General features: G+C 74.7%; 23 protein-coding genes. 13 read left to right on the top strand and 10 right to left on the bottom strand.

Features of this window, described 5'->3' with window-relative positions; translation table 11 throughout:
- Nucleotides 1-54 precede the first annotated feature (54 nt).
- Both ACFY32_RS22010 and ACFY32_RS22005 read right to left on the bottom strand, forming a co-directional pair.
- A complete protein-coding gene (locus tag ACFY32_RS22010) occupies nucleotides 55-858 on the bottom strand; it encodes a ribonuclease BN (RefSeq protein ID WP_390675030.1) in 804 nt (267 codons plus the stop codon).
- A 112-nt stretch (nucleotides 859-970) separates the two neighbouring features.
- Nucleotides 971-2,062, bottom strand: coding sequence for an acyltransferase family protein (locus ACFY32_RS22005; RefSeq protein WP_359195206.1), 1,092 nt, complete (start codon nucleotides 2,060-2,062; stop codon nucleotides 971-973).
- Nucleotides 2,063-2,432: 370 nt separating this feature from the next.
- Here ACFY32_RS22005 and ACFY32_RS22000 point away from each other — a divergent pair, with 370 nt between their 5' ends.
- The 3 genes from ACFY32_RS22000 (at nucleotide 2,433) to ACFY32_RS21990 (ending at nucleotide 6,147) form a co-directional block, all read left to right on the top strand.
- A complete protein-coding gene (locus tag ACFY32_RS22000; protein WP_359195209.1) occupies nucleotides 2,433-2,594 on the top strand; it encodes an azolemycin family RiPP peptide in 162 nt (53 codons plus the stop codon).
- A 134-nt stretch (nucleotides 2,595-2,728) separates the two neighbouring features.
- Nucleotides 2,729-4,891 carry a YcaO-like family protein gene (locus ACFY32_RS21995; RefSeq protein ID WP_359195212.1) on the top strand — a complete coding sequence of 721 codons (2,163 nt, stop codon included), beginning with the start codon at nucleotides 2,729-2,731 and terminating at the stop codon, nucleotides 4,889-4,891.
- 71 nt (nucleotides 4,892-4,962) lie between these two features.
- Nucleotides 4,963-6,147, top strand: a complete 1,185-nt coding sequence (locus tag ACFY32_RS21990) for a SagB/ThcOx family dehydrogenase (protein ID WP_390675029.1) — start codon at nucleotides 4,963-4,965, stop codon at nucleotides 6,145-6,147.
- Nucleotides 6,148-6,163: 16 nt separating this feature from the next.
- On the opposite strand, the gene ACFY32_RS21985 is transcribed toward ACFY32_RS21990, so the two are convergent.
- On the bottom strand, nucleotides 6,164-6,631 hold the full coding sequence (locus ACFY32_RS21985; protein WP_390675028.1) for a hypothetical protein: 468 nt from the start codon (nucleotides 6,629-6,631) through the stop codon (nucleotides 6,164-6,166).
- A 117-nt stretch (nucleotides 6,632-6,748) separates the two neighbouring features.
- Between ACFY32_RS21985 and nsrR the strand changes: the two genes are divergently transcribed.
- Together nsrR and ACFY32_RS21975 are read left to right on the top strand one after the other, a co-directional pair.
- Nucleotides 6,749-7,195: a nitric oxide-sensing transcriptional repressor NsrR gene (gene nsrR, locus ACFY32_RS21980; protein WP_390675027.1), complete on the top strand. Its 447-nt coding sequence runs from the start codon at nucleotides 6,749-6,751 to the stop codon at nucleotides 7,193-7,195.
- A 124-nt stretch (nucleotides 7,196-7,319) separates the two neighbouring features.
- Nucleotides 7,320-8,522: a globin domain-containing protein gene (locus tag ACFY32_RS21975; protein WP_390675026.1), complete on the top strand. Its 1,203-nt coding sequence runs from the start codon at nucleotides 7,320-7,322 to the stop codon at nucleotides 8,520-8,522.
- 42 nt (nucleotides 8,523-8,564) lie between these two features.
- Here ACFY32_RS21975 and ACFY32_RS21970 read toward each other — a convergent pair whose 3' ends face one another.
- Together ACFY32_RS21970 and ACFY32_RS21965 are read right to left on the bottom strand one after the other, a co-directional pair.
- Nucleotides 8,565-9,428: an ATP-binding cassette domain-containing protein gene (locus ACFY32_RS21970; RefSeq protein ID WP_359195225.1), complete on the bottom strand. Its 864-nt coding sequence runs from the start codon at nucleotides 9,426-9,428 to the stop codon at nucleotides 8,565-8,567.
- 462 nt (nucleotides 9,429-9,890) lie between these two features.
- Nucleotides 9,891-11,156 (bottom strand): hypothetical protein, encoded by a 1,266-nt coding sequence (locus ACFY32_RS21965; RefSeq protein WP_359195228.1) that lies wholly within the window; start codon nucleotides 11,154-11,156, stop codon nucleotides 9,891-9,893.
- 243 nt (nucleotides 11,157-11,399) lie between these two features.
- Here ACFY32_RS21965 and ACFY32_RS21960 point away from each other — a divergent pair, with 243 nt between their 5' ends.
- Nucleotides 11,400-12,098: an adenosylcobinamide amidohydrolase gene (locus ACFY32_RS21960; protein ID WP_359195230.1), complete on the top strand. Its 699-nt coding sequence runs from the start codon at nucleotides 11,400-11,402 to the stop codon at nucleotides 12,096-12,098.
- Nucleotides 12,099-12,165: 67 nt separating this feature from the next.
- Here the strand turns inward: ACFY32_RS21960 and ACFY32_RS21955 are convergent, their stop codons facing one another.
- Entirely contained in the window at nucleotides 12,166-12,879 is a 714-nt protein-coding gene (locus ACFY32_RS21955; protein ID WP_359195233.1) for a hypothetical protein, read from the bottom strand.
- Between the two features lie 174 nt (nucleotides 12,880-13,053).
- Here ACFY32_RS21955 and ACFY32_RS21950 point away from each other — a divergent pair, with 174 nt between their 5' ends.
- The 3 genes from ACFY32_RS21950 to ACFY32_RS21940 all read left to right on the top strand — a co-directional run bounded on the left by ACFY32_RS21950 (nucleotide 13,054) and on the right by ACFY32_RS21940 (nucleotide 16,699).
- Complete coding sequence (locus ACFY32_RS21950; protein ID WP_359195235.1) at nucleotides 13,054-13,527, top strand: hypothetical protein; 474 nt, start codon at nucleotides 13,054-13,056, stop codon at nucleotides 13,525-13,527.
- Nucleotides 13,528-13,722: 195 nt separating this feature from the next.
- Nucleotides 13,723-15,363: a phosphoglucomutase (alpha-D-glucose-1,6-bisphosphate-dependent) gene (pgm, locus tag ACFY32_RS21945; protein WP_359195238.1), complete on the top strand. Its 1,641-nt coding sequence runs from the start codon at nucleotides 13,723-13,725 to the stop codon at nucleotides 15,361-15,363.
- Nucleotides 15,364-15,829: 466 nt separating this feature from the next.
- Nucleotides 15,830-16,699, top strand: a complete 870-nt coding sequence (locus tag ACFY32_RS21940) for an AraC family transcriptional regulator (protein ID WP_359195241.1) — start codon at nucleotides 15,830-15,832, stop codon at nucleotides 16,697-16,699.
- 21 nt (nucleotides 16,700-16,720) lie between these two features.
- On the opposite strand, the gene ACFY32_RS21935 is transcribed toward ACFY32_RS21940, so the two are convergent.
- Both ACFY32_RS21935 and ACFY32_RS21930 read right to left on the bottom strand, forming a co-directional pair.
- Nucleotides 16,721-17,908 carry a cytochrome P450 gene (locus ACFY32_RS21935; protein ID WP_359195478.1) on the bottom strand — a complete coding sequence of 396 codons (1,188 nt, stop codon included), beginning with the start codon at nucleotides 17,906-17,908 and terminating at the stop codon, nucleotides 16,721-16,723.
- Nucleotides 17,909-17,995: 87 nt separating this feature from the next.
- Nucleotides 17,996-18,760 carry a sulfite exporter TauE/SafE family protein gene (locus ACFY32_RS21930; RefSeq protein WP_359195244.1) on the bottom strand — a complete coding sequence of 255 codons (765 nt, stop codon included), beginning with the start codon at nucleotides 18,758-18,760 and terminating at the stop codon, nucleotides 17,996-17,998.
- A gap of 171 nt (nucleotides 18,761-18,931) precedes the next feature.
- On the opposite strand from ACFY32_RS21930, the gene ACFY32_RS21925 reads away from it, so the two are divergent.
- The 3 genes from ACFY32_RS21925 (at nucleotide 18,932) to ACFY32_RS21915 (ending at nucleotide 20,924) form a co-directional block, all read left to right on the top strand.
- Nucleotides 18,932-19,303: a transglycosylase family protein gene (locus ACFY32_RS21925; RefSeq protein WP_359195247.1), complete on the top strand. Its 372-nt coding sequence runs from the start codon at nucleotides 18,932-18,934 to the stop codon at nucleotides 19,301-19,303.
- A gap of 90 nt (nucleotides 19,304-19,393) precedes the next feature.
- Nucleotides 19,394-20,161: a PepSY domain-containing protein gene (locus tag ACFY32_RS21920; RefSeq protein ID WP_359195250.1), complete on the top strand. Its 768-nt coding sequence runs from the start codon at nucleotides 19,394-19,396 to the stop codon at nucleotides 20,159-20,161.
- Between the two features lie 202 nt (nucleotides 20,162-20,363).
- Nucleotides 20,364-20,924 (top strand): snapalysin family zinc-dependent metalloprotease, encoded by a 561-nt coding sequence (locus tag ACFY32_RS21915; protein ID WP_359195253.1) that lies wholly within the window; start codon nucleotides 20,364-20,366, stop codon nucleotides 20,922-20,924.
- A 149-nt stretch (nucleotides 20,925-21,073) separates the two neighbouring features.
- Here the strand turns inward: ACFY32_RS21915 and ACFY32_RS21910 are convergent, their stop codons facing one another.
- A complete protein-coding gene (locus ACFY32_RS21910; protein ID WP_359195256.1) occupies nucleotides 21,074-21,967 on the bottom strand; it encodes a 2-dehydropantoate 2-reductase in 894 nt (297 codons plus the stop codon).
- A gap of 246 nt (nucleotides 21,968-22,213) precedes the next feature.
- The gene (locus ACFY32_RS21905; RefSeq protein ID WP_359195259.1) at nucleotides 22,214-22,897 is read right to left on the bottom strand and encodes a FadR/GntR family transcriptional regulator; all 684 of its coding nucleotides are present in this window, start codon (nucleotides 22,895-22,897) and stop codon (nucleotides 22,214-22,216) included.
- A 151-nt stretch (nucleotides 22,898-23,048) separates the two neighbouring features.
- Here ACFY32_RS21905 and ACFY32_RS21900 point away from each other — a divergent pair, with 151 nt between their 5' ends.
- A complete protein-coding gene (locus ACFY32_RS21900) occupies nucleotides 23,049-23,978 on the top strand; it encodes a dihydrodipicolinate synthase family protein (protein ID WP_390675025.1) in 930 nt (309 codons plus the stop codon).
- Nucleotides 23,979-24,006 lie beyond the last annotated feature (28 nt).

Below are 24,006 nucleotides of genomic sequence, written 5' to 3'. Positions count from 1 at the left end.
GGAAGGCGAGTTGACCACCCCGCCGCCCGTCCCGGACGGCCCCCGGCGACGCGGTCAGGCGACGCGTTTGCGGCCGCCCCGGGTCGACCAGTGGTGCTCGTGGAACCAGTGGCCGACCAGGGCGCCCCCGAACACCACGAACCCCACCCCGATCAGCCAGGACTCCACCACCAGCACGATGCCGACCGTGCCGTAGCTGATCGCGTTGTCCAGGATCAGCGGCGTGAACACCAGGTAGGAGAAGCCCCGCAGCCCGACCAGCCCGACCATGGTGGCGACCGCCCCCGGCAGCAGGTCCCGCCAGCGGACCTGACGGCCCAGCAGGAAGTACTGGCCCCACCAGAAGAACAGCACGCCGGTCACCGTCGACAGCACGATCCGCACCGATCCGTGCAGCGTGGTCCGCGTCTGCACCTCCTGATAGAGGTACGCGGTCAGCGCCACCACCCAGGTGAGCTGCCGCCAGACCCGGTGCCAGGGGCCCGACGGCAGGCCCCAGATCCGTTCGTACCCGTTCTGCACGCTCGCCGCGAAGGACACCCCGAACACGGCGAGCAGCAGACCGCCCCAGACGCTGGTGGTGCCGATGACCTCGCGCGGCGGGCTGATGATGTCGGTGAGCACCCGCGCGGACCGCCCGGACAGCCCCATGCCGTCCGCCAGCCAGGCCGCGAAGCCGCCCCGCCCGAGCGGATCGGCTGCGGCCACCACGATCAGCAGCGGCGCCAGGGTGACCAGGGCGATCGTGGCGAAGCCCATGGCCCGGTGCATCAGCTCCAGCTCCCGGCCGCGCCGGACGAGGGCGGTGGCGGCCAGCCGGTCCCACAGGGAGTGGAACGGACGCAGGAACCGGTTCACGCGGGCGCTCTCCTCGAAGGCGGTCCTCGGGGCGGCTCGTGGGCGCGGCCGTCCGGGCCGGGCCGGTCCCCCCAACCTAGCCGGACGCCCGGGGGAACGCGCGCCGCCACGGTCAGCCGGCCGGCCGCCGGAACGCCCAGTCCATCCTCGGCTCCAGCACACAGCGGAACACCCGCCGCACCGGCGCCGTGCACAGCAGGGTGACGACCGCGGCGGCCACCAGGGTGACCGCGATCTCGCCGTACGGCTGCTTCACCCACGCGGCGTGGCTCCAGTGCCAGTGGTTGGCGGCCTGGACGACGAAGCCGTGCAGCAGATACCCGTACAGCGTGCCGGAGCCCAGTGCCGTGAACCAGGTCGCGCGCCCCGGCACCCAGGCCAGGAAGCAGGCGACGAGCAGCAGCGAGCAGCCGAACAGGGCCAGCGTCATCAGCGGCCCGTACCAGGCGGGCACCCCGAACTGCTCGGCGCTGCTGCGGTGGAACAGCCAGGCGTACTCGAACCGGGGCACCAGCCAGTACGCCGCCGCCAGCGCCCCGGCGAACACCGGCACCGCCAGCAGCCTCGCCGCCCGGCGGCGCACCCACCGGAAGTGCTCGGGCCGCAGGGCCAGGCCCAGCACGAAGTACGGCAGGAACTGCAGGGTCCGCTGAAGATCGAGGTCGGCGCCGATGTCGGGGGAGAGGGTGGCCAGCATCGCCACGGCGAGCGCCAGCGGCAGCGGCCACCGCACGCTTCTCCAGAACGGCGTGGTCAGCCGCCAGACGAACAGCGCGGCCAGGAACCACGTCAGGTACAGCGGGTCCAGCAGGCTGATCGGCCGGTCCGGTTCGCCGTCGGACCACCGGGTGAAGAAGGTGTACGCCGTCTCGAAGACGACGTACGGCACGGCGACCCCGGTGACCAGCCGCTTGATCCGGCCGGGGCTCGCGTCGAAGTTCCGGGAGAAGTAGCCGGAGATGACGATGAACGCCGGCATGTGGAAGGCGTAGACGAGCGTGTAGAGCGCGGTGACGGCGCGGCTGCCGTCGCGCAGCGGCTCCCACGCGTGTCCGACGGCCACGAGCACGATCGCCAGGTACTTGGCGTTGTCGAAGAACGCGTCGCGCCGGGCGGCCGGCTCGGCCCGGGTGCCGGTCGCGGGACGGGGGGCGGGGCGGGAGGGCGCGGTGGGGACCGCCGCGGCGTGTGTGGTCTGTGTCACATCGCCCCCACCGCGGCTCCCGGACAACGCGCACCGGCGCTCACACGTCTTACCTGGATCACGGGGCTGAGGAAGGCGGTGGACATCCCTGCCGCCTCACCACTCCCACCGGAGGCAAACCTTCCGGCGCCGGCCGCGGGCTGTGGTGTCGGTCACCGCGCCACGGCGGGAGGTTTCCAGTGCGCCCCCTGGCCGCCCCGCGCGCCCCGAAAGCTTCCTTTCCACCTGCTAGGGGGGTTATTTCCGCATTCTCTTGTTTTTCCGGCACCCGGCCACCTGCAATGGAATCGCGGAACCGCCCCCGGGGTGATTCCGCGGTCGCAGTGCTCAGCGAAAGAGGAAAAAGAGACACGTAATCGAAAGGGTGGAAATGACGCAGCAGACGAAACACCCCGTCGACACGGACGGCGAATCGCTGTTCGAGGAAATGACGATTCCGGAGTCGGAGGAGGCATTCGCGGGCCATAGCTGTCTGTCCTGGGCGGCCCCCCAGCCCACCGAGCTGGTGACCACCGCGCCGGCAGCCTCCTGAGGCTCCGCGCCCCCGGCCGCGTGCGAGCGCCGCCGGGGGCGCTCCGCGCGTCGCGGCGCGCGGCCGCGGGCCCGGCCGTCCGGCGCCGGGCCGAGCGTCGTCCCCCATCCCTGCCCTCCCGGAAGGCGGCCCCCTTGGATGTCCACGCCCGCACCGAGCTGCGGCCCGACGTACGCCTGGTCCCGCGCGGTGACCACCTCTACGTCTGCGCGAGCACCGGTACCCTGCGCGTCCCCGCCCGGGTGCCCGCGCCCGGGACCGGCGGCGAGGCGGTGCCGGCCGACGCCGTTCCCGAGGACGTGGTGCACGGCCTGCGCTCACGCGGACTCGCGCACGAGCCGGGCCGGCTCGTCCACCCGCTCTACGGGGAGATGACGGCCCTCCGCGACCGGCCGGTCGCCGTCGCCCCCCAGGGCACGGGCGGCGAGGTGGGCGCGCTGCTGGAGCGCGTGGGCCTGACCGTGGTGCCCGACGACCGGATGTCACCGGCAGCCGTCGCGGTGCTGCCGCTCTCGCTGCCCGAGGAGCGACTGGTACGGCGGGTGGCCTGCGCGCTGGAGACGGGGACGCCGCTGGTCGCCTACCTCGACACGCCCACCCGGTTGTTCTTCGCCACCCTCAGCCCGCCCTGTACTCCCTGTCCGGTGTGCCTGGTGCGCCGGCTGCGGGCCAACCACGTCTGGCAGCCGATCGCCGACCTGCCCCTGGACGTCCTCCTCGGCGAGGCGGACACCGGCACCTGGCCGAGCACGACGGTCGCCGCGGGACTGCTCGCCCACGCGGTGCTCACTTTCCTGAGCCCCGGCACCCCGTACCCGCGACCGAGGGCGGCGCCGGAGGACGCGAACCCGCACCGGCGCGCGACCCTGACCGAGGTCGAGCACGGCTCGCTGGCCCGCACCGAACACGACCTGTTCCACCTGCCGGGCTGCCCCGCCTGCGCCGGACACGCCACGCAGCCCCGGCACAAGGACGAGCCCGACGGCATCGACGACACCGTCAGTTGGGAGCGGATGCGCGGCGCGGTGGACCCGCTCACCGGCATCGTGCTCCGCCTCCTGGTGGACGAGCGCGACGACGCGCTGGGGGAGGCGACGTACGCGCGTACGGCCGGGATGACGAAGACGCACTGGTTCTCCCCCGTCACGGCCGAGGCACGAGGCGGCGCGGTCAAGAACGACCCGGTGACGGCCCGGGTCTGCGCCGTGGGCGAGACCCTGGAACGGTATGCGGCGGGCGTCTACGACCCGGCGAAGCTGGTCCGCGCCTCCGCCGCCGCCCTGGGCGAGGAGGCGGTCGACCCCCGCTCGCTGCCCCTGGGTTCGCCGGCGGAGTACGACCGGCACGACCGACTGGCCCCGTACGACCCGGAAGCGGAGATCGACTGGGTGCCGGGCCGGTCGCTGGCCACCGGCCGGACCCGGTACGTCCCCGCCTGCGCGGTCTACCTGCCCTACCGCTTCCCGCCCGGCCACCGGGCCTGGTACGACCCGATCTCCACCGGCCTCGCGGCGGGCGGCAGTTACCACCACGCGGTGCACGGCGGCCTGATGGAGACCGTCGAGAGAGACGCCTCCGTGGTCTTCTGGGAGAACCGGCTCGTCCTGCCCACCCTCGACCTGGACGGGCTGCCCGAGGGACCGGCCCGCCGCATCGTGGAGCGCATGCGCGCCCAGGGCGTGACGGTCACCGCCAAGGACCTGACCACGGATCTGGGCATCCCGGCGGTCGGCGTGCGCTTCCTCCGCCACACCGACCGCCGGCCCGTGGTCACGCACTCCGCGCGTGCGGACCTCGACCCCCATGCCGCCCTGCTCGGCGCCCTGGAGGAGGGGTGCCTGGGCTGGGCGGGCGCCCGGCTGTGGCAGGAGAACCTCGACGCGGGGGAGACGATCCCCGGACCGGACGACGTGCTCAGCTCCCTGAAGGAGTTCTCCCTCTTCTACTGGTCGCCCGACCGGCTCGCGCACCTGGCGTTCTGGGACGAGGGGCCGCTGCGCCCCGTCCCGGCGCCACGCCCCTCCGCCGGGCTGCCGGCGGACGTCACGGAGGCCGTACGGCGGCTCGCGGCGCGCGGGCACGAGGCGGTGGCCGTGGACATCACCCCCATCGACGTGGCCGAGTGCGGGGTGACGGTCGTCAGGACGGTGGTGCCCGGACTGTGCCCGATCACGCTGCGCAGCGACTTCCACCGCCGTGGCGGGCCGAGGGTGTTCCAGGCGCCGGTCGCCATGGGCGTGCGCCGGATCCCGCTGACGGAGGCGCGGCTCAACCCGCTGCCCCTGCCCTTCCTGTGAGCCCCGCGCCGCCCACCGGCACCGAGACCGCGCACCGCGCACCGCGCGCACCGACAGAGAGGCACCGAGGAATGGTGAAGACCCGTGCCGCGGGGACCCCCGCACCCGCAGCGCACCGCACCGGCGACAGCGGACCCGACGACACCGGCACCTCCGGCCCCGTGCGCTACCGGCGCAACCCCGATCTGCTCCTCGAATGGCAGGACGGCGCGGGGCCCGTCCTCGTCGACTGCCGCCGATGGCGCAAGTTCACCGCGCGCCCCCGCCTGCTGGCCCTCCTCGACCTGCTGGACAGCCCGCTGACGGCCGAGGAGGCCCATGCGCGATGGGGCGGCGGCGCGGCGGCCCCGGGCGGCGGCGACGCGGGCGCGCAGGAGGACGCCGGCGGAACCCGGCAGGCGCTGGAGCACCTCGCCGCTGCCGGGATCATCCGCTCCACGAACCGTCCCGCCCCCGCGGCCCACGGGTTGACGCCCTACGAACTCGCCGCCCACGCCCGCGCCGGACAGGGGCCCGCCCCCGGCGCACAGCAGGGCCAGCCGCCGCCGGCCCGGCTGCGCCACCCCGAGGCGACGGAGACCGTCCGGCTCACCGACGCCGACGAACTGCCCAGCCGCCCGCTGCGCGAGGTGCTGGCCGACCGGCGCTGCGTCCGCGGCTTCGCCCCCGCACCGCTGCCGCTCGACCGCCTCGGGGTGTTCCTCGCCCGCGCGGCCCGCGTCCGGGGCCCGCTCGGCCCCCTCTGGTTCCAGCAGACGCGGCGCCCCTCGCCGTCCGGCGGCGGACGGCACAGCGTGGAGGCGTACGTCATCGCCCGGGAGGTCTCCGGACTGGCCCCGGGGGCCTACCACTACGACCCGTTCGACCACGCCCTGCACCGACTGGCCCCCTGGGACGGCGAACTGGCGGCCGTGCTGGACGCCACGGTCACCCTGCCGGCCTACATGACGCAGCCGCCGCCCGCGAGCCTCCTGCTCGCCTCGCACGCGGCCCGCACCGGCTGGAAGTACGAGGGCTTGGCGCTGAGCCTCATCTACCGCGACACCGGGTGCCTGTTGCAGACGCTGTGCCTCACCGCGACGGACCTCGGCCTGGGCGCCTGTCCCACCGGGACCATGCGTCCCACGGCCCGGATCGGCTTCCTCGCCCACCGCCACGAGGAACTGCTGCACGTCGGCAACCTGGCCCTGGGGCTCCCCGGCCCGGACGGTGACGGTGACGGCGATGCGGAAGGGCCGGCGCCGGGCGGGCAGTGAACCCCGGCCGCCGCGCTCAGCCCGCCGCGTCCTCCGCGTCCTTCGCATCCCCTGCGTCCCCCGTGGGCCCGGCGCCCGGGGCTCGTCGGATGGTCAGGCCGGGGCGGCGGCGGTGCGTGGTCAGGTACGTCAGCCCGTCGGGGCCCGCCTCGATGCCGCGCACGGCGCCGTGCGGCAGCCAGACCAGCTCACCGGCGCGCAGGCCGCGCGGATCGCCGGTGCCCAGCAGGGTGCCGGCGCCGGCCAGCACCAGCAGCAGGACGTCGAGGTCGGGCTCGGTGTGCGGGGCCACCCGGGCCGAGGGCGGCAGGCGGACGACGTTGGCGTCCAGTTGCCGACCGGGTTCGGCCAGCTTCCACAGGGCGCCGGGCGGGGCCTCGGGCAGCGCCGCGAGGGCGGCGGCGTCGGTGAGGACCCGGGCCGCCGGTGTCCGGTCGGCGGCCCCCGCCGCCGGGTGCGGCGCGTCGCCGTCCTGTCCCGTCATCCCCGGTCACCGTCCCTCGTTCGCTCCACCGCCGGGCCGCCCGCGTGACACACCCCACAGGTCGGAACCCGGCACCCAAAGACGAATGCTACATGCGTGTTTGCTACCGTCCGGAAGGTGCGGCTGACGAAGTTCACCGACCTGGCCCTCCGTTCCGTGATGCGCCTGGCGGTCGTGAGAGACGGCGACGCCCCGCTGACCACCCGTGAGGTGGCGGACGCCATGGGGGCGCCCTACACCCACGCGGCGAAGGCCGTCACCCGGCTCCAGCATCTCGGCGTGATCGAGGCGCGGCGCGGGCGCGGCGGCGGACTGGCACTGACCGACCTCGGGCGGCGCGCCTCGGTCGGCTGGCTGGTGCGGGAGCTGGAGGGCGATGTCGAGGTCGTCGGCTGCGACGACGATCCGCCTTGCCCGCTGCGGGCCGCCTGCAAACTGCGCGGTGCGCTGCGCGCCGCCCAGGAGGCGTTCTACGCCGCCCTCGACCCGCTGACCGTGACCGACCTGGTCGCCTCGCCGACCGGCCCGGTCCTGATCGGCCTCATGGACTGCCCGCCCGCCTGAGACACCCGGCGCGAGCCGGGACGCCCCGGCCCCGCGACGGACACCCCGCCCCCGCGGCGGGCGTCCCGCGATACAACTAAACACGAAGATCATCTACCAATTAAAGCCGAACAGAGGAGTCGCTGTGCTCTCCGAACAGTCCGTCCCGGTCGTCCGGGCCACCCTTCCCGCCGTCGGCGCCGCCATCGACGACATCACCCGGCTGTTCTACCGGAAGCTGTTCGACGCCCACCCGGAGCTGCTGAGGGACCTGTTCAACCGGGGCAACCAGGCCAACGGGGAGCAGCAGCGGGCCCTGGCGGGCTCCATCGCCGCCTTCGCCGGACTGCTGCTGGAGCGGCCGGACGCCCGCCCCGATGCGCTGCTGTCGCGGATCGCGCACAAACACGCCTCCCTCGGCGTCACCGCCGGCCAGTACGAGATCGTCCACCAGCATCTGTTCGAGGCGATCGCGGAGGTGCTCGGCGACGCCGTCACCCCCGAGGTCGCCGCCGCCTGGAACGAGGTCTACTGGCTGATGGCCAACGCGCTGACGGCCATCGAGGGCCGCCTCTACCAGGAGGCCGGCGCCGCCGAGGGCGACGTCCGGCGGCCCATGCGGATCGTGGCCCGCCGCGAGGAGACCCCGGACGCGGTCTCCTTCGCGCTGCGCCCCGCCGACGGGAGCCCCGCGCGCCCCTTCCGCCCCGGCCAGTACGTCAGCGTCCAGGCCGAACTCCCCGACGGCGCCCGGCAGATACGCCAGTACAGCCTCTCCACCGCCCCCGGCCGCGACGACTGGCGGATCACCGTCAAGCGGGTCCGCGGCGAGGCGGGACCGGACGGCGAGGTCTCGTCGTACCTGCACGCGCACGCCCGCGTCGGCGATGTCCTCACGGTGTCCGCGCCCTTCGGCGACCTGGCCCTGGCGGACGGCGACGGCCCGCTGCTGCTGGCCTCCGCCGGCATCGGCGTCACGCCCATGCTGTCGATGCTGGACCACCTCGCCGCCACCGGCGACGGCCGCCCGGTGACCGTCGTGCACGCCGACCGCACCCCGGCCGACCACGCCCACCGCGACGAGCACCTCGCCCTGGTCGCCGCCCTCCCGGACGCCCGGCTCCACCTCTTCTACGAGGAGCCCGGCGACGCGGCACCGGCCGGAGCGGCGGCCGGCCGCGCCGACCTCGGCGGCCTGGACCTGCCCCCGGGGCTCACCGTCTACCTCTGCGGCCCGGTGCCGTTCATGCGCGCCGTCCGCGGCGACCTGCTGCGCCGCGGGGTGCCCGCGGAGCGCGTCCACTACGAGGTGTTCGGCCCCGACCTCTGGCTCGGCCGGTCCGAGTAACCCGCCGCAGGACGCGGGGTCCGGGGCCGCCGCGGCGGTCGCTCACCCGGCCGTCGGCGCCGCCGGGTACGCCGTACTCCCGGACCGGCCGGACCAGGCCGCCCAGCGGCCCTCGCGCCGGGCCACCGTGACGGGTCGGCCGAAGCACTCGGTGAGCCGGTCGCCGGTCAGGACCTCCTCGACCGGCCCCCGGGCGAGCACCCGGCCCTCCCGCAGCAGCAGCGCGTGACCGATGGCCGGGGACAACTCCTCCAGATGGTGCGTCACCGTCACGGTGGCCAGGTGCGGACGCCCCTCGGCCAACTGGTGCACGGCCTCGATGAGGTCCTCGCGGGACGGCAGGTCCAGCGCGTTGAACGGCTCGTCCAGGAGCAGCAGCGAAGGGTCGGCCATCAGCGCCCGCGCGATGAGGACCCGGGCCCGCTGCCCGCCCGAGCACACCCCGTACGGCCGGTCGGCCAACTCCTTGATGCCCAGCTCGGCCAGGAGTTCACGGGCCCGCTCCCGGGTCCTCTCGTCGTACATCCGCCACAGCGGCTGCACCGTGCCGGTGTGCCCGGTCAGGACGACGGTGTGCGCGCCGAGGTCCTCCGGCACCCGCTGCGCCGAGGTGACGTGCCCGATGCGGGCGCGCAGCTCCCGCACGTCGACCCGGCCGAGGGTGCTGCCCAGCACCTCGACGCTGCCGGCCGTGGGGTGCATCAGCGCGCCGAGCAGCCGCAGCAGGGTGGTCTTGCCGGCGCCGTTGGCCCCGAGCAGCGCCCAGTGCTCGCCGGGCCGGACGGTCCAGTCGACGGCGTCCAGGATCACCTGGCCGGTGGTGTAGCGGCGGACGCTGACGTCCCGGAGCCGGACGACGGGCGACGCCGTGCCGTCCGTCGCGTGCTGTGCTGTCTCCCCGGCCATGCGCGAACTCCTCTCGGGTACGGACGACATCGTCCGCACCGCACGGTAGGTGCATGCGCCATGTTCTCGCCGGGCCGTCCGGGTACTGGACCGTTCACCCGCGTACGGCGTGCGCGGGCGGACGGACCGGGGGAGCCTGGTGCCGTGCTGCGCGGGAGTGCGCGCCGCGGGCCGCCCGCCGCCCCACTCTGGCGGCCTGGGCGGCGAACCTGCTGCTGCGCTGCCGGCCCGAGGAGTCCGCGAAGCTGCTGGAACTGGGCCGCGCGCTGCGCGAGGCCCGCGAGGAACTGCGGCGGGCCGACGAGGACCGGGACCGCGCCGAACACCGCCACCGCGCCGCGGCACACGCCCTCGACCAGGCGGAACGACAGGCCACCGAGGCCGACCGCGCACTGCGCCGACCGCGCACTGCGCCGACCGGGCCCTGGGTCGTTCCCGTGAAGGGGGGCGGAGTGCGGGACGTCAGACCCCGGTCAGGGCGAACGTACCCGTACCGTCCTGCCTGCCGCTGGAGTACTGGCGGATCAACTCCCCGTCCGCGTACCGGTCGTAGCCCATCATGGAGCCGGTGTACTTGTTCTGCACACCGATCTTCGAGCTGCCGGGCACATCGCGGTAGATGTAGAACCGCTGGAGGTCGTCCTCCCCGCAGGTGGCCGTGGTCAGGTACGCCTGCTCCTGGTTGGCGGTGTTCGCCGGGACGGTCGCGCATCCGCCGTTGCCCCAGTTCCACAGGGACGCCTCAAGGACCCCGTTGCTCTCCGTCACGTTGCACAGGCGCCAGTTGTCCAGGTGGGCGCTGAAGAAGTTGGATTCGCGCAGGCGGACGCCGTCGCCGGCCAGGAGCGGCCCGCTCCAGTTCAGGGGCTTGCCGGGGACGTCGATCCGGTAGGCGCCGGACTGGCAGTCGAGCGCGGCCCGCGCACTTCGCCCGGTGGCCGCGGGCCGTTCGGCGGACGTGCCACTGGTGGAGGCCGGGCGCTGCGCGAGGCGGTCCCGCGTCTGCTTCGCCGTCGGAGCCACCGCACCCGCCGGGTGCTCGGCCTTCGCGGCGGGCGAGCCGCAGTCGAGGAGGGCCTGCGCCTTGGCGGTGACGCTGTTGGCCGGCACCGTGTCCTCGCAGCGCACCGCGCCTTCCTCAAGGGTGGTGTAGGTGGTGAAACTGCCGCTGCCGCCCCCTTCGACCCACTTCAACGCCCATCCGCCGCCGCTCTGCTGGACACGGTTGCAGTTGAGACTCCCGTACGTGCCGGTGACCTTCTTGGTGCCCTTGTAGACGCCGTAGTAGCCGGGCTGGGCGAAATTCCACGTGACGGTGTTCGACTCGCTGCTGGTGGAGGAGTAGTTGACCTGTACGTTCAGGCCGAGGGTCGCGCCGACGGTACCGAGGGCCTCGACGGGGAAGTTGCCCTGGACGTTGCCGTTGAGGCCGACGGCGACCGTGATCGTGGTCTGCGTGCTGGTGGTGACGTTCTGGTTGCCGGTCGAGCCCTGGGTGACGTACCAGCCCTTGAAGTGGGTGATCTCCGGGACGACTTCGGTCGTCTTGATGTACGGGTGGCGTGTGCCGAGGTCGGCCGCCGTGCAGTTGTCGCCGGGCCGCAGCGCCGTCGTGCTGGTGGGTGCCGCGGTGGCCGGTGAGGCGGAAAGGCCCATGGCGGCCGTCGCGGAGGCGGCCGCGGCGGTGAGGGCCAAGAGCCCTCTGCCGAAGCGGCCGGTCGATGTCATGCGACGCATCGTTGTTTTCCCCCTTTGACCGGCCCGCCCGCGTGCGGGCGGGAAAAGCCGGTGGTGTGGTCGGTGAGTGGGGTGCTGAGCGCGAGTGAATGTTAGCGATTCCGGTGAAATACCGATGAAGGGATCAATGAATTCGATTACGCCGGGGCGGAAATGGCTTGTTCCCGGTCGGTGCGCGCGGGCCCCGTATGATCGTCCGGTTCGTCGCCCGACCGTCGCAAGGAGCCGTCCCCGGTGTCCGCCGTCCTGCCGCCCGCCCGTACCGGCCCGCCGCGCCTGCTGGAAGGGGAGTGCCTGGGCCGCCGGGAGGACGGGGAGGAACTGCACGCCCTGCTGTGGCGGGCCGGGCCCGCCTGGCGGATGGTCAGCAGCGCCGTCCTGGGCGGCGGCATCGGCGCCCGCGCCTGGGTGCTCAACGCCCAGGTGGCGCACGGCTACCGGCGTACCGACCCCGCGCGGCACCTGGCGGCGCTGGCCCGCGCCGCGGGTACCGACGGCCCCGGCGTCGGCCTGATGACCGCGGCCGACGTCACCCGGCCCGGACGCGCGGCCGACGGGGGAGTGGAGGCCGTCGTCACCGCGGGCGTCTCGGTACGCAACTGGGCCGCCTCCCCGGCCCCGGGGGCCGTCGGGGTCCCCGCGCCCGGCACGATCAACACCGTCGTCGCCGTGCCCGTGGCCCTCACCGACGCGGCGCTGGTCAACGCGGTGCTGACCGCCACCGAGGCCAAGGTGCAGGCACTTGTCGAGGCGGGGTACGACTGCTCCGGCACGCCCACCGACGCCGTGTGCGTCGCGGCCCGCGCCCCGGGTCCCGGCACCGAGGCGCACGCCTTCGCCGGGCCGCGCTCGGAGTGGGGCGCCAGGCTGGCCCGAGCCGTGCACCGGGCCGTCCACCGCGCGCTGCCCCGCACGCCCGCCCGGCCGACCTGAGCGGTACGCCGGCCCGGCCCGGCCCGGCCCGCACCGGCCGGTCCGCCGCCATCCGCACCCTCCCCGCTCACCTCCCGTCACCCGCCTGTCCCGCCCCCCGCTCCCCGTCCAGATCGATCAGCCGCTCCAGCGGCGTCCCCTGCGCCCAACGGCGCAGCACCGCCCCGTCCATCAGCCGGACCCCGCTCCTCCGGCTCGCCCACCGCAGGTCCCGCTCGGCGAACACGCCCCGGTGGACGACGAGTCGAACGCATGGCGGCCCGGCGCCCGGGGGTGGCGGACGGGGTTCCTCGTCGGGCAGGGGTTCGGCGACGGGCCGGAACGCCACCTCCAGACGGAGGCCCCGGCTGTGGCGGGCCCGCACCCGGGGGCGTACGCCTTCGCCGGTCGGCGGGCGGACGGACCAGCCGTCCCGGCGCAGCATCCGGGCCACCGCCAACGCCAGGTGCTGCGCGTCCAGTTCGGCGATCTCCCGCGCGGTGTAGTAGCCGCGCCGGCGCCGGGCCGGTGGGCGCAGCTTCCGGGCGGCCAGCGGGACGACCAGGGCGAGCAGGGCGAGGAAGGCGAGCGGCACGCCGATGCCGAGGGCGCGGTAGCCCGCCGCGAGCCCCGCCACCCCGGCGCACAGCACCAGCACCAGCCCGGCCAGCGCGGGGAACACCTCGCGGAACCGTGGCCCCTGCCGCCCCTGCCGCCCCTCGGCCCGCAACAGCCGCACCGCGCGCCGCCGTCGGGCGCGCGGCGAGCCGTCCCCGCCGGTCGTGCCGCGCCACGATGCCATCGGAGCCGGCCCCCTGCCCCTGGCCCGCGGTCCGGTGCGAACACGCGGGCGCATCCACTGCCCGGCCTCTACCCGTCCCGGCCGGGCCCGGCGCGGTCCGGCCGTCTTCCGGTCAGGTTTCGGCCGAAACACTCGTCGACACGGGCGTTTGCGTACGCGGTGAGGGGCAACGCGATGTCCATGACTGAACCGACCAAGAACAACAGCCAGCAGTCCGAGCGGACCGCCGAGTCCAAGGCGCAGAAGACCGCCGACAAGGCCACCGCCCCGGCGTCCCGCGCCGCGCGGAACGCCGCGGGCAAGGCCGGGGACACCGCGGGCAAGGCGGCCGACAAGACGGCGTCGACCGCGGGTGACGCCGCGTCAGCCGCCGGGTCCGGCGCGGGCCGTGCCGCCGAGGCGGCCACCGGTGCCGTGCAGACCGCCGCCAAGGGCGTCGAGGTGGGCCGGCAGGCGATCATCACCACCTCCGGTCAGGTCGCCGCCACCGCCAAGACGGCCTGGACGGTCATCGCCCACCGCAAGGCCGTCGCCGCCGGTGTCGGTGCCGGTCTGACCGTGCTCACCGCCGCCTCCTACGCGGCCGGGCGACGCGCGGGACGCCAGCCCCAGGGTCCCCTCACCCGGCTCACCGGCGGCCGCATCTGACCCGCGGACCGGCCCCGCGCGGCACGCGTCCGCCCGCCGGTACGGGCGCCGGCCGGCCGGCGCGCGGCCGGCGCCGGCAGGGTCCGTGCCTCCGCCCCGCCCCGGCCGGCCCCGGCCCCCGGACGCGCAGGTGACCGGCGGTCCGGGGAAGATGGGGCAGCGAGCGAATGTACGACGATGCGGAGGAGTGGGCGCATGCAGCATGACCGGGCCGGCAAGCCGGCCGGAGCCGAAGACCTGATCGACGTCGCCCGGCTGGTGACGGCGTACTACGCGCTGCACCCGGACCCGGCGGAGCCGGGACAGCGCGTGGCGTTCGGCACCTCGGGGCACCGCGGCTCGTCGCTGGCGGCGGCGTTCAACGAGGACCACATCGCGGCGACCAGCCAGGCCATCTGCGAGTACCGCGCGGCCCAGGGCACCACGGGTCCGCTGTTCCTCGGCGCCGACACGCACGCCCTGTCGGAGCCGGCCAGGATCACCGCCCTGGAGGTCTTCGCGGCCAACGACGTCACCGTCCTGATCGACGAGGCGGACGGCTACACGCCCACCCCCGCCGTCTCGCACGCCATCCTCACCCACAACCGGGGCCGCACCTCCGGCCTCGCCGACGGCGTGGTGGTCACCCCCTCGCACAACCCGCCCGCCGACGGCGGCTTCAAGTACAACCCGCCCAGCGGCGGCCCGGCCGGCTCGGACGCCACCTCCTGGGTCCAGGACCGGGCCAACGAGATCATCGCGGGCGGCCTGAAGGACGTACGCCGTCTGCCGTACGCCAAGGCGCTCGCCGCGCCCGGCATCGGCCGCTACGACTTCCTCGGTACCTACGTCTCGGACCTGCCCGCCGTGCTCGACCTGGACGCGATCCGGTCCGCCGGCGTGCGCATCGGCGCCGACCCGCTGGGCGGGGCGTCCGTCGCCTACTGGGGCCGGATCGCCGAGCAGCACCGCCTCGACCTGACCGTGGTCAATCCGCTGACCGACCCGACCTGGCGGTTCATGACGCTGGACTGGGACGGCAAGATCCGTATGGACTGCTCGTCGCCGTACGCGATGGCCTCGCTGATCGAGCAGCGGGACCGGTTCCGGATCGCCACCGGCAACGACGCCGACGCCGACCGGCACGGCATCGTCACCCCGGACGCCGGGCTGATGAACCCCAACCACTATCTCGCGACCGCGATCTCCTACCTCTACGCCCACCGCACCGACTGGCCCGCCGACGCGGGCGTCGGCAAGACGCTGGTCTCCTCCGGGATGATCGACCGGGTCGCCGCCGACCTCGGCCGCCGGCTGGTCGAGGTGCCCGTGGGATTCAAGTGGTTCGTGGACGGGCTGGTCGACGGCTCGCTCGGGTTCGGCGGCGAGGAGTCCGCCGGGGCGTCCTTCCTGCGGCGGGACGGTTCGGTGTGGACCACCGACAAGGACGGCATCATCCTGGCGCTGCTCGCCTCGGAGATCACCGCCGTCACCGACAAGACGCCCTCCGAGCACTACGCCGCCCTCACCGCCCGGTTCGGCGAACCGGCGTACGCGCGCATCGACGCGCCCGCGACCCGGGAGGAGAAGGCGAAGCTGGCCAAGCTCTCCCCGGCGCAGGTCACCGCCGACACCCTGGCGGGCGAGCCGGTCACCACGGTGCTCACCGAGGCGCCGGGCAACGGCGCGTCCATCGGCGGCATCAAGGTGGGCACCGAGAACGCCTGGTTCGCGGCCCGCCCGTCCGGCACCGAGGACGTCTACAAGATCTACGCCGAGTCCTTCCGGGGACCGGACCACCTCCGCCAGGTGCAGGACGAGGCCAAGGAAGTCGTACTCGCCGCCCTGAACGCCTGATCCGGCACCCCCTCGAACGCCCCGCCGTCCCCGGCGGGGCGTTCGCCGTCGGGCGGCGTCCCCGCGACCCGGCTCAGCCGGTCGGCAACCGGTCGTCAGCCGGTGGATCTGCCCGGAGCCGCCCTCCGGGCCGGACTCGGCGACGAGCGCCGCGGACCGGCCCGGGTGCTCGTGCGAGGCCGCCGGGAATCCGGGCGCGTCCCGCGCCCTCGCCCATCGGACGGTCGTCCGCCGAGTCCCTCGGAAACACGGGTGTGCGCGGCCGTGCGGTGGGCACTCGCCTGCCGCGGGAAGGTGCAGGGGCGTGGCGGCGCGGCAAGGGACGGCCGCGCCGCCACCTGCGCACCCCGCCACCCACCTCCCGGCCCCGCCCCGGCCACCCGACCGGACCCGGCACAGAATGTCGGGTCCGCCGTCATGCCCGCCGCCTAGCGTGGCGGACGGCGAGAAGGAGAAGGGGACGGGCATGCTGGAGCGGCTCAATCAGGCGATGGAGCACATCGAGGAGCACCTCGACGGGACCCTCGACGCGGCCGCGCTGGCCCGTGTCGCGGCCACCTCGGAGTACCACTTCCGCAGGATGTTCTCCGCGCTGGCGGGCATGCCGCTGTCGGAGTACGTCCGGCGGCGCCGGCTGACCCTGGCGGGCGCGGAGGTGCTCGCGGGCGACAGGACACTGCTGGAGATCGCGGTGCGCTACGGCTACGGCTCGGGGGAGGCGTTCGCGCGGGCGTTCCGTGCCGTGCACGGCGTCGGGCCCGGCGAGGCCCGCCGCACCGGAGCCGCGCTCAGCTCCCAGCCCCGGATGGCCTTCCGCCTCACCGTCGAAGGGAGCAGCAGCATGAAGTACCGCGTCACCGACAAGCCGGCCTTCACCGTCGTCGGCCCCAGGGCCAGGGTGCCCCTGGTGCACTCGGGGCCCAACCAGGCCATCATCGACTTCGTCCGCGGCATCGGACCGGAAACCCTGGAACGGCTGGAGAAGCTGTCGGACCAGGAGCCGCACGGGATCGTCGCCGTCTGCGACGACCTCGACCCGAGCCGGGCGGAGGGCACCGAACTCGACTACTACCACGGGGTGATCACCGCCGCGGACCCGCCCGAGGGCACCGCCGCGCTGTCCGTCCCGGCCGGCACCTGGGCGGTCTTCACCACCTCGGGACCGGCGCCGCGGGCGATCCAGGCTCTGTGGGCGGACGTGTTCACCCAGTGGTTCCCGTCCAATCCCTACCGGGGCCGTCCCGGCCCCGAGATCCTGCGCACGGTCCTGTCGGCGGACGGCTCGCACGCCGACGCCGAGCTGTGGCTCCCGGTGGAGCGGGAACCGGCGCGCTGAACCGGGCCCCGGCCGTGGCGCTCAGCCCAGCGCCACGGTCAGGCCCCGGATCTCGTAGCCGCCGATGGGCTTCAGGAAGGTGACGCGCGGCGGTGCCGCCATCCGTACGCCGTCCAGGGCGGTCAGCCGGCTGAGCAGGACATCGGTCTCCAGTACGGCGATGTGCGCCCCGGGACACCGGTGGGGCCCGTCACCGAACGACAGCCCCGCCCGCCCCGGCCCGGACTCGATGTCCCGGTCCGGGCGGACCAGCAGGGGATCGGCGCCGACCGCCTCCGGGTCGGTGTTGGCGTCGTCGAGGAGTACCTCGACGTACTCGCCGGGGCGGATCTCGGCGGGCCCGTCGGGCGTCGGCAGCCGCAGGGCGGTGGTCGCCCGGCGGCGCAGCGTGCCGACCACCGGCTCCAGCCGCAGCAACTCCTGGAGGATCACCAGCCGTTCGGGCTCCGCCGCCGCCCGGTAGCGCGCCATGAGCGCCTCGTCGGTGAACAGGTGCCAGGCGGCCAGCGAGATGAACTCCCGGGTGGTGATCATCCCGGCCGCGGCGAACGTCAGGCACTCATTGAGGATCTCGGCGTCCGAGCAGCCCTCGGCGAGCAGATGGGAGATCAGGTCGTCGTGCTCCGTCCGGCGGTGCGCGCGGATGGCCGGGCGGACGTCGGCGAGGTGGATGCGCAGCCAGTTGGCGTTCTGCCGGAAGAACCAGTACAGGCCGCGCACGCTGGTGAACCCCGGCTCGCCGAACTCCTCGGGGAAGAACCGCTCCAGCCTGCGGTGGATACCGGGCCGGCCGTACCGCAGCCCGAGGATCTCGCTGGCCACCCGGACCGCCATGTCGAACGCGAGGTCCGACAACGAGGCCTCGCCCGCCGCCCGCAACCGCGCCACCTGCTCCTCGGCGACCCGGACCATCAGGCCGCGGTAGTGCTCGTCGACCCGGCGGGGGGTGAAGAACCGCGCGGTCTGGCGGCGGTGTTCGCGGTGCTCGGGCCCGTCGCGGTACAGCACCGGCCGGCGGATGCGCGACGGCATCTTCTCTATGGTCTCGATGCCGAGCCCGGCCTGCACGGTGCCCGGCGCGCGCAGCACCTCCCGCGCCACGGCGTAGTCCCGCACCTGCCACGTCCCGTCCGGCGCCCGGCCGACCGGACAGCCCGGCCGCTCCCGGCCCCGGTCCACCTTCCGCGCGGATTCCCGGCCGTCGCCCACCGGACCACCCCCTCTTCGGCCCACCAGTGTGGCCACGACCAGTGTGGCCCCCACGACCGGCATCTGTCACGACCGCCGGCCGTCCGGTCAGCGCGTCAGCAGCACCAGCGCGACGATCCCCCACCCCACCACCACGCCCCGCAGCACGGCCGGGCGCAGCCTGCGGCCGAGTCCCGCCCCCAGTCGCCCGCCGACCGCCGACCCGGCCGCGACCAGCACCACGGCCGTCCAGTCGAACTCGGCGGCGAACAGGAAGAACACCGCCGCGACCGCGTTCACGCCGCCGACCAGGACGGTCTTGACGGCGTTGAGCCGCTGCAGGGACTCGTCGAGGAACACGCCCATCAGGGACAGGTACACCGTGCCCTGCGCGGCGGAGAAGTACCCGCCGTAGACGCTGGCCAGCGCCAGCCCGGCCCCGAGCGCCGGACCGCCGTCACGGCGTACGGCACGGCCGGTCCGTCCGCGTCGCCGCCGCACCCGTGCGTTGATCAGCGGCTGGAACGCGACCAGCAGCAGCGCCAGGCCCACCAGGACCGGCACGATCAGGTCGAACGCCGTGCTGGGCAGTGCCAGCAGCAGCCCCGCACCCGCCAGTCCGCCCGGCAGCACACAGGCACCGAGCCGCAGCACCCGCCGCCGCTGGCCGGTCAGCTCCCGGTGGTAGCCGATCGCCCCGCCGACCGAACCGGGCACCAGGCCCAGGGCGTTGGAGACCGTCGCGGTGACCGGCGGCAGCCCGACGGCGAGCAGCACGGGGAAGGTGACGAGCGTCCCGGAGCCGACGACGGTGTTGAGGGCGCCGCCGACCGCGCCGGAGAGGAGGACGGCGGTCATTTCCAGGGGCGTCATGGCCGGGGTCCGGGGCCACGACAGGCCCTGGATGTGATCCGCATGGACGGGACGCTGCCGGACGTACGTCTCGGCCCGCGCCGACAGGTTCCGGTGTGCCGTGCCGCCATCCGGCGTACCACCGCCTCTCCCGTCCCCGCACTCTACGTCACGCCGTGCAACAGTCTGTCCATGATGTGGTCACACAACCCTGAGACGACCCAGTGCGGCGCCCTCGTCCGCCGCTCCGTCCGCACGGTCCTGGTCACCGTCACGACCGCGATCGCGCTCGGCACCGCCCCGGCCGTGGCCTCGGCCGCCTCGCCGCCGGGGTACCGCGGCACCGACTGGGACGCCATCGCGGCGTGCGAGTCGAGCGGCAACTGGAAGGCCAACACCGGCAACGGCCACTACGGCGGGCTCCAGTTCAAGCCCTCCAGTTGGGCCGCGGCCGGCGGGCTGAAGTACGCCCCGCGGGCCGATCTGGCCACCCGCGCGGAGCAGATCGCGGTGGCCGAGCGACTCGCCGCGATCCAGGGCATGTCCGCCTGGGCCTGCGCCTGAGGACCGGCCGGGTGGTCCCCACCCGGCCATTGAGGTGGTTTCCGGCGGCGCCCGGCGTGACGACTGGACAGCACGGTTAACGACCATCACATGAGTTACGTGCGACGTCTCCTCTCCGCCCGTCCGGCGGCCCTGATCTGCGCCCTGGGAAGTTCCGCCCTGCTGCTGACCGCTTGCGGGAACGCGGAAACGACCCGCGCCGACGTGGCCGCCGCCGCCCCCACCAGCCCCTCCGCGAGCGGCATGTCCGCCAGCGGATCGTCCACCGCCAGTCCCTCGTCCAGCAGTCCGTCGGCCGGTGAATCCTCGATGACCGAGGACCGGGCCGAGCGCAAGGCCCTGGTTCCCCAGGCCAAGGTGACCTGGGACAAGGCGGCCGACACCGCCGTCAAGGAGGTACCGAAAGGCAAGCTCACCGAGCTGGAGCTGCAACGCGTCCCGGACGAGTCGCCCTCGGCGTCCGGCACGGCCAGTCCGTCCACCCCCAACCCCGCCCCGTCCTCGGGCGCCCCGGAATGGGCGGCCAAGGTGGCCGCCCCCGACGGCACCGTGCACGACATCGACATCGACGCGGTCACCGGCAAGGTCTTCCGCTCCCAGCTCGCCGACCAGGACGCGGACGACAAGCGCGAGATCGCCGACCGGCTCGGCAAGGCCCGGCAGACCCCGCAGCAGGCCGTGAAGACGGCCACCGGCAAGACCAAGGGCACCGTCACCTCCGTCGAACTCGACGAGAACGACGACAAGCGCCTGGTCTGGTCCGTCGACATCGTCGACACCGGCAACTGGAACAAGACCACGTACGACATCGACGCCGCCAAGGGCGATGTCGTACGCGAGCACACCGACCGGGACTGAGTGGCCCCGGCTCCTGCCCGGCGCGGTCGGTCCACGGACCCGACGGCGCCGGGCAGCGGTGTGCCCGCCGGCGGCCGGAACCGCCGTACGCGATACGACGGTCGTCCGGACTGACGGATTGGCGTCCGGCTCCGGCGGGCAGGGTGCTCTGGAACCTGAACTGTCATGAGCACGACTGCCTTCCCCCACAAGGAGGTCGACCATGCACATCCGTACCCTGACCAGAGGACTCGCCGCCGCCGTGGTGGTGACGTTCCCGCTGGTGGGCGGCCAGGCCCTGGCCGCCCCCGCCGAGCCCGCCGCGGCGGCCGCCCGGGTCGTCACCTACGACGCGAGCGGTGCCGCGGAGTTCCGGTCCGCCGTGGACCGGGGAGCGGCGATCTGGAACGAGAGCGTCGACGCCGTCGAACTGCGCCCGGTGGCGGCCGGACAGCGCGCCAACGTCCGGGTCCTGGCGGACAACGGCTGGCCCCGCGCCCTGCCCACCTCGCTCGGCAGTGGGACCGTCTACATAGGACGGCAGGCCGTGAACCAGGGCTACAACACGGTCCGGATCTCGTCCCACGAACTGGGCCACATCCTCGGCCTGCCGGACCGCAAGCCCGGCCCCTGCTCCAGCCTGATGTCCGGGTCCAGCGCGGGCACCGCGTGCACGAACCCCTACCCGGACGCGGCGGAACGCGCCGAGGTCGAGGCCAACTTCGGCGGCGTCCTCACGGCGAATTCCGCCCCGGCGCCGCGGGGCGGGGTGATCGTGGACTGACGCGAGGGGCGACCCGTACGCCCGGGAGCGGGATCGGGCGTACGGGTCGACCGGGAGCGCCCCGAGGGCGGGTCGGGACCGGCCCGCCGCCGGGCCGGACAGGGCGGGCCGGGGTCGTTCCGGGGCCCGCCTGTCGCCGCCCGGCGTGCTCAGCCGGCGGCGAGTTCGGCCACCAGCCGTTCCGTCACCGGGGCCGGGACGCCGTGCCGGGCGGCGGCCCGCAGGACGGCCCCGCCGATCGCGTCGAGTTCCAGCGGCCGGCCCGCCTCGGCGTCGCGCAGCATCGACGACCTGCCGTCGGCCGGGAAGCCGTCGTAGCCCGCCAGCACCCGGTCGGCGCCGGTGGTGCCGCCGCAGGCGCGGGCGACGGCGCAGGTCTCCTCCACCAGGGCGACCAGCTCCCCGCGCCGCTCGGTGCGCAGCGCGCCGATGGGCAGCCGGTACCGGGTGGTCAGCAGCGCGAAGGGGGCCAGGAAGGCCAGCTTGCCCCACAGCACGGCGTCCTCGTCGGGCAGCACCCGGGCCCGCGTCCCGGCGGCCGAGAGCAGCGCGACCGTCGGGTCGAGGCGCTCGGCGGACCCGGCCAGGTCGATGTCGGTGAACGGGCTGCGGTGCTCGATCACGCCCGGCGCGGTGCGGGCGGACTCGACGCGGATCACCGCCGCCGCGACCCGGTCCGCGCCGAAGTGCCCACGCAGTACGGCCATGTGGTCCACGCCGTTGAGGAAGGGGAGTACGAGCCCGTCGCCGAGGAGCGGCGCCGGTACCCGCTCCAGGGCCGCGCCGAGCGCGCCGTGCTTGACCGACACCAGGCACAGGCCGGCCGGCTCGCGCAGCACGGTGTCCGCCTCGACACGGGCCTCGAAGGTGCCGTACTGACGGCTGGTCACCCTGACGCCGTCCTCGCGCAGCGTGCGGGCGGTGTCCTCGCCGGCCAGGCAGATCACGCGGTGGCCGGCCCGGGAGAGCAGCGCGGCGAGCAGGCCGCCGACGCCGCCGGGGCCGAGTACGGCGACGGTCCGGGAGGGAACGGTCCGGGACATGGTGGAGTCCTCTCTGATGACGGGTCGGCACCTGCCCCGCCGCCCCGGCGCGCCGGGGGAGGGGAGCCGGGTTGCCGCCCTGGGTCCGAGAAGATGATCAACGGGCGGGAGCGCCGGGGTCAATGCCCGGCGCCGGGGAACCTCACGGGCCGGGCGCGCGGCGCCTCCCGGGCCGGCCGGCCCCGCGCGGCGCCGCAGGACGGCTCGCCGACGGAACGGCCGGCCGCGGGGCCGTCGCGGCTCCGCTCAGTCGCCGGACAGCCGTCCGCGGATGTCGTCGAAGTGCCGGTGCACGGCCCGTTCCGCGGCCTCCGCGTCACCCGCGCGGACGGCGTCCACGATCCGGGCGTGCATCCGGGTCAGCTCCTCCCCGTCGGCGGCCGTGCCCAGCCCTCGCGCCCGCGCCTGGTGGAAGGCGCTCCAGAACGCGTCGAGGAGTTCGCTGAGCAACTCGTTGCCCAGGCTGCGGTGCAGGACGCGGTGGAAGGCGCGGTCGGTGCGGGCCGCGATCCCGCCGCCCTCGCGCACCTCCGAGCGCATCCGCGCCACCAGCGCGTCGAGTTCGGCGAGGTCCTCCTCGGGCAGTCGGCCCGCGAGCCGGTACATCAGCCCCGCCTCCAGCGCCTCGCGCAGTTGCAGCAGTTCGAGCAGGCTGCCCCGGCCGCGCCGGTGACCGGCCACCGTACGGAACGCCAGGGCCTCGGTCAGCGGCTCCAGCGACATGCTGCCGACATAGGTGCCGAAGCCGCGCCGGACCTCCACGATCCGCATGGCCTGGAGGGACTTCAGCGCCTCGCGCAGCGAGTTGCGGCTGACGCCGAACCGGGCCATCAGCTCCGGTTCGGCGGGCAGCGGGTCGCCGGGACCGAGGCCCCGCTCGACGATCAGTTCCTTGATCTTCTCCTCGGCGCTGGCGGCGACCGATCGCATCCGCCGACCCCTCTCCACGCTTGACACCGCTGCTGGGCCGTGAATCACTCTAAACCGGACGCAGGACGTCCTACGTCCGGTTTGTCGCCCCTTCGCGCGGGCCGCGGAGGGACCCGCACGACCCGCGCGACCCGCACGACCTGGAGGCCGCATGAGCTTTCCCGCGCCCCTCAGAGGCGTCGTCCCGCCGGTCATCACCCCGCTCACCCCGGCGGGCGAGGTCGACACCGCCTCGCTGCGCCGCCTGGTCGGCCATCTGATCGGGGCCGGGGCGCACGGCCTGTTCCTGCTCGGGTCGAGCGGCGAGGCCGCCTACCTCACCGACGCCCAGCGCCGCACCGTCCTGGAGACGGCCGTCGACGCCGTCGCGGGCCGCGTCCCCGTGCTGGCCGGGATCATCGAGACCACCACACCCCGGGTACTGGACCGGGCCGCCGACGCGGTCCGGGCGGGCGCCGACGCCCTGGTGGCGACGGCGCCCTTCTACGCCCGCACCCACCCCGCCGAGACGGTTGCCCACTTCCGGCGCGTCCGCGCCGCCGCCGGCCTCCCGCTGTTCGCCTACGACATCCCCGCCGCGGTCCACACCAAGCTGCCCCGCGAGGCGGTGCTCGGCCTCGCCGCCGACGGCACGCTCGCCGGGCTGAAGGACTCCAGCGGCGACGAGGGATCACTGCGCCGCCTGCTGGTCGACCCGCGCCGCACCACCTCCGGCCTCTCGGTGCTCACCGGCTCCGAACTCACCGTCGACGCCGCCCTGCTGGCGGGCGCCGACGGCGTGGTCCCCGGACTCGGCAACGTCGACCCCCGCGGTTACGTACGGCTGTACACCGCCGCGCGGGCCGGCGACTGGACCGCCGCCAGGGCCGAACAGGACCGGCTCGCCGCCCTGTTCGCCCTCACCGAGGCGGGCGACCCCGCCAGGATGGGCCCCAACTCCTCGGCGCTCGGCGCGTTCAAGACCGCCGCCCATCTGCTCGGGCTCATCGACTGCCCCGCCACCGCCGCCCCGCAGATCCCCCTCGACGAGCAGGACGTGGCCCGCGTCCGCGCCCACCTCACCCAGGCCCGACTCCTGTGACCCCCGCCGGGCCCACCGCCCGGCCCCC

This window comes from Streptomyces sp. NPDC000134 (assembly GCF_042899225.1).
Taxonomy (GTDB): domain Bacteria; phylum Actinomycetota; class Actinomycetes; order Streptomycetales; family Streptomycetaceae; genus Streptomyces.
This window is presented reverse-complemented; position numbering and strand designations above follow the sequence as displayed.

Excerpts from the sequence above, each read along its gene's own strand:
- ACFY32_RS21985 (WP_390675028.1), bottom strand. The coding sequence starts at position 6,631 with ATGACGGGACAGGACGGCGACGCGCCGCACCCGGCGGCGGGGGCCGCC.
- ACFY32_RS21970 (WP_359195225.1), bottom strand. The coding sequence starts at position 9,428 with ATGGCCGGGGAGACAGCACAGCACGCGACGGACGGCACGGCGTCGCCC.
- ACFY32_RS21930 (WP_359195244.1), bottom strand. The coding sequence starts at position 18,760 with ATGACGCCCCTGGAAATGACCGCCGTCCTCCTCTCCGGCGCGGTCGGC.
- ACFY32_RS21905 (WP_359195259.1), bottom strand. The coding sequence starts at position 22,897 with ATGCGATCGGTCGCCGCCAGCGCCGAGGAGAAGATCAAGGAACTGATC.
- pgm (WP_359195238.1), top strand. The coding sequence starts at position 13,723 with ATGCAGCATGACCGGGCCGGCAAGCCGGCCGGAGCCGAAGACCTGATC.
- ACFY32_RS21925 (WP_359195247.1), top strand. The coding sequence starts at position 18,932 with ATGATGTGGTCACACAACCCTGAGACGACCCAGTGCGGCGCCCTCGTC.
- ACFY32_RS22000 (WP_359195209.1), top strand. The coding sequence starts at position 2,433 with ATGACGCAGCAGACGAAACACCCCGTCGACACGGACGGCGAATCGCTG.
- ACFY32_RS21965 (WP_359195228.1), bottom strand. The coding sequence starts at position 11,156 with ATGACATCGACCGGCCGCTTCGGCAGAGGGCTCTTGGCCCTCACCGCC.
- ACFY32_RS21990 (WP_390675029.1), top strand. The coding sequence starts at position 4,963 with ATGGTGAAGACCCGTGCCGCGGGGACCCCCGCACCCGCAGCGCACCGC.
- ACFY32_RS21950 (WP_359195235.1), top strand. The coding sequence starts at position 13,054 with ATGTCCATGACTGAACCGACCAAGAACAACAGCCAGCAGTCCGAGCGG.
- ACFY32_RS21915 (WP_359195253.1), top strand. The coding sequence starts at position 20,364 with ATGCACATCCGTACCCTGACCAGAGGACTCGCCGCCGCCGTGGTGGTG.
- ACFY32_RS21940 (WP_359195241.1), top strand. The coding sequence starts at position 15,830 with ATGCTGGAGCGGCTCAATCAGGCGATGGAGCACATCGAGGAGCACCTC.
- ACFY32_RS21955 (WP_359195233.1), bottom strand. The coding sequence starts at position 12,879 with ATGGCATCGTGGCGCGGCACGACCGGCGGGGACGGCTCGCCGCGCGCC.
- ACFY32_RS21920 (WP_359195250.1), top strand. The coding sequence starts at position 19,394 with ATGAGTTACGTGCGACGTCTCCTCTCCGCCCGTCCGGCGGCCCTGATC.
- ACFY32_RS21900 (WP_390675025.1), top strand. The coding sequence starts at position 23,049 with ATGAGCTTTCCCGCGCCCCTCAGAGGCGTCGTCCCGCCGGTCATCACC.
- ACFY32_RS21910 (WP_359195256.1), bottom strand. The coding sequence starts at position 21,967 with ATGTCCCGGACCGTTCCCTCCCGGACCGTCGCCGTACTCGGCCCCGGC.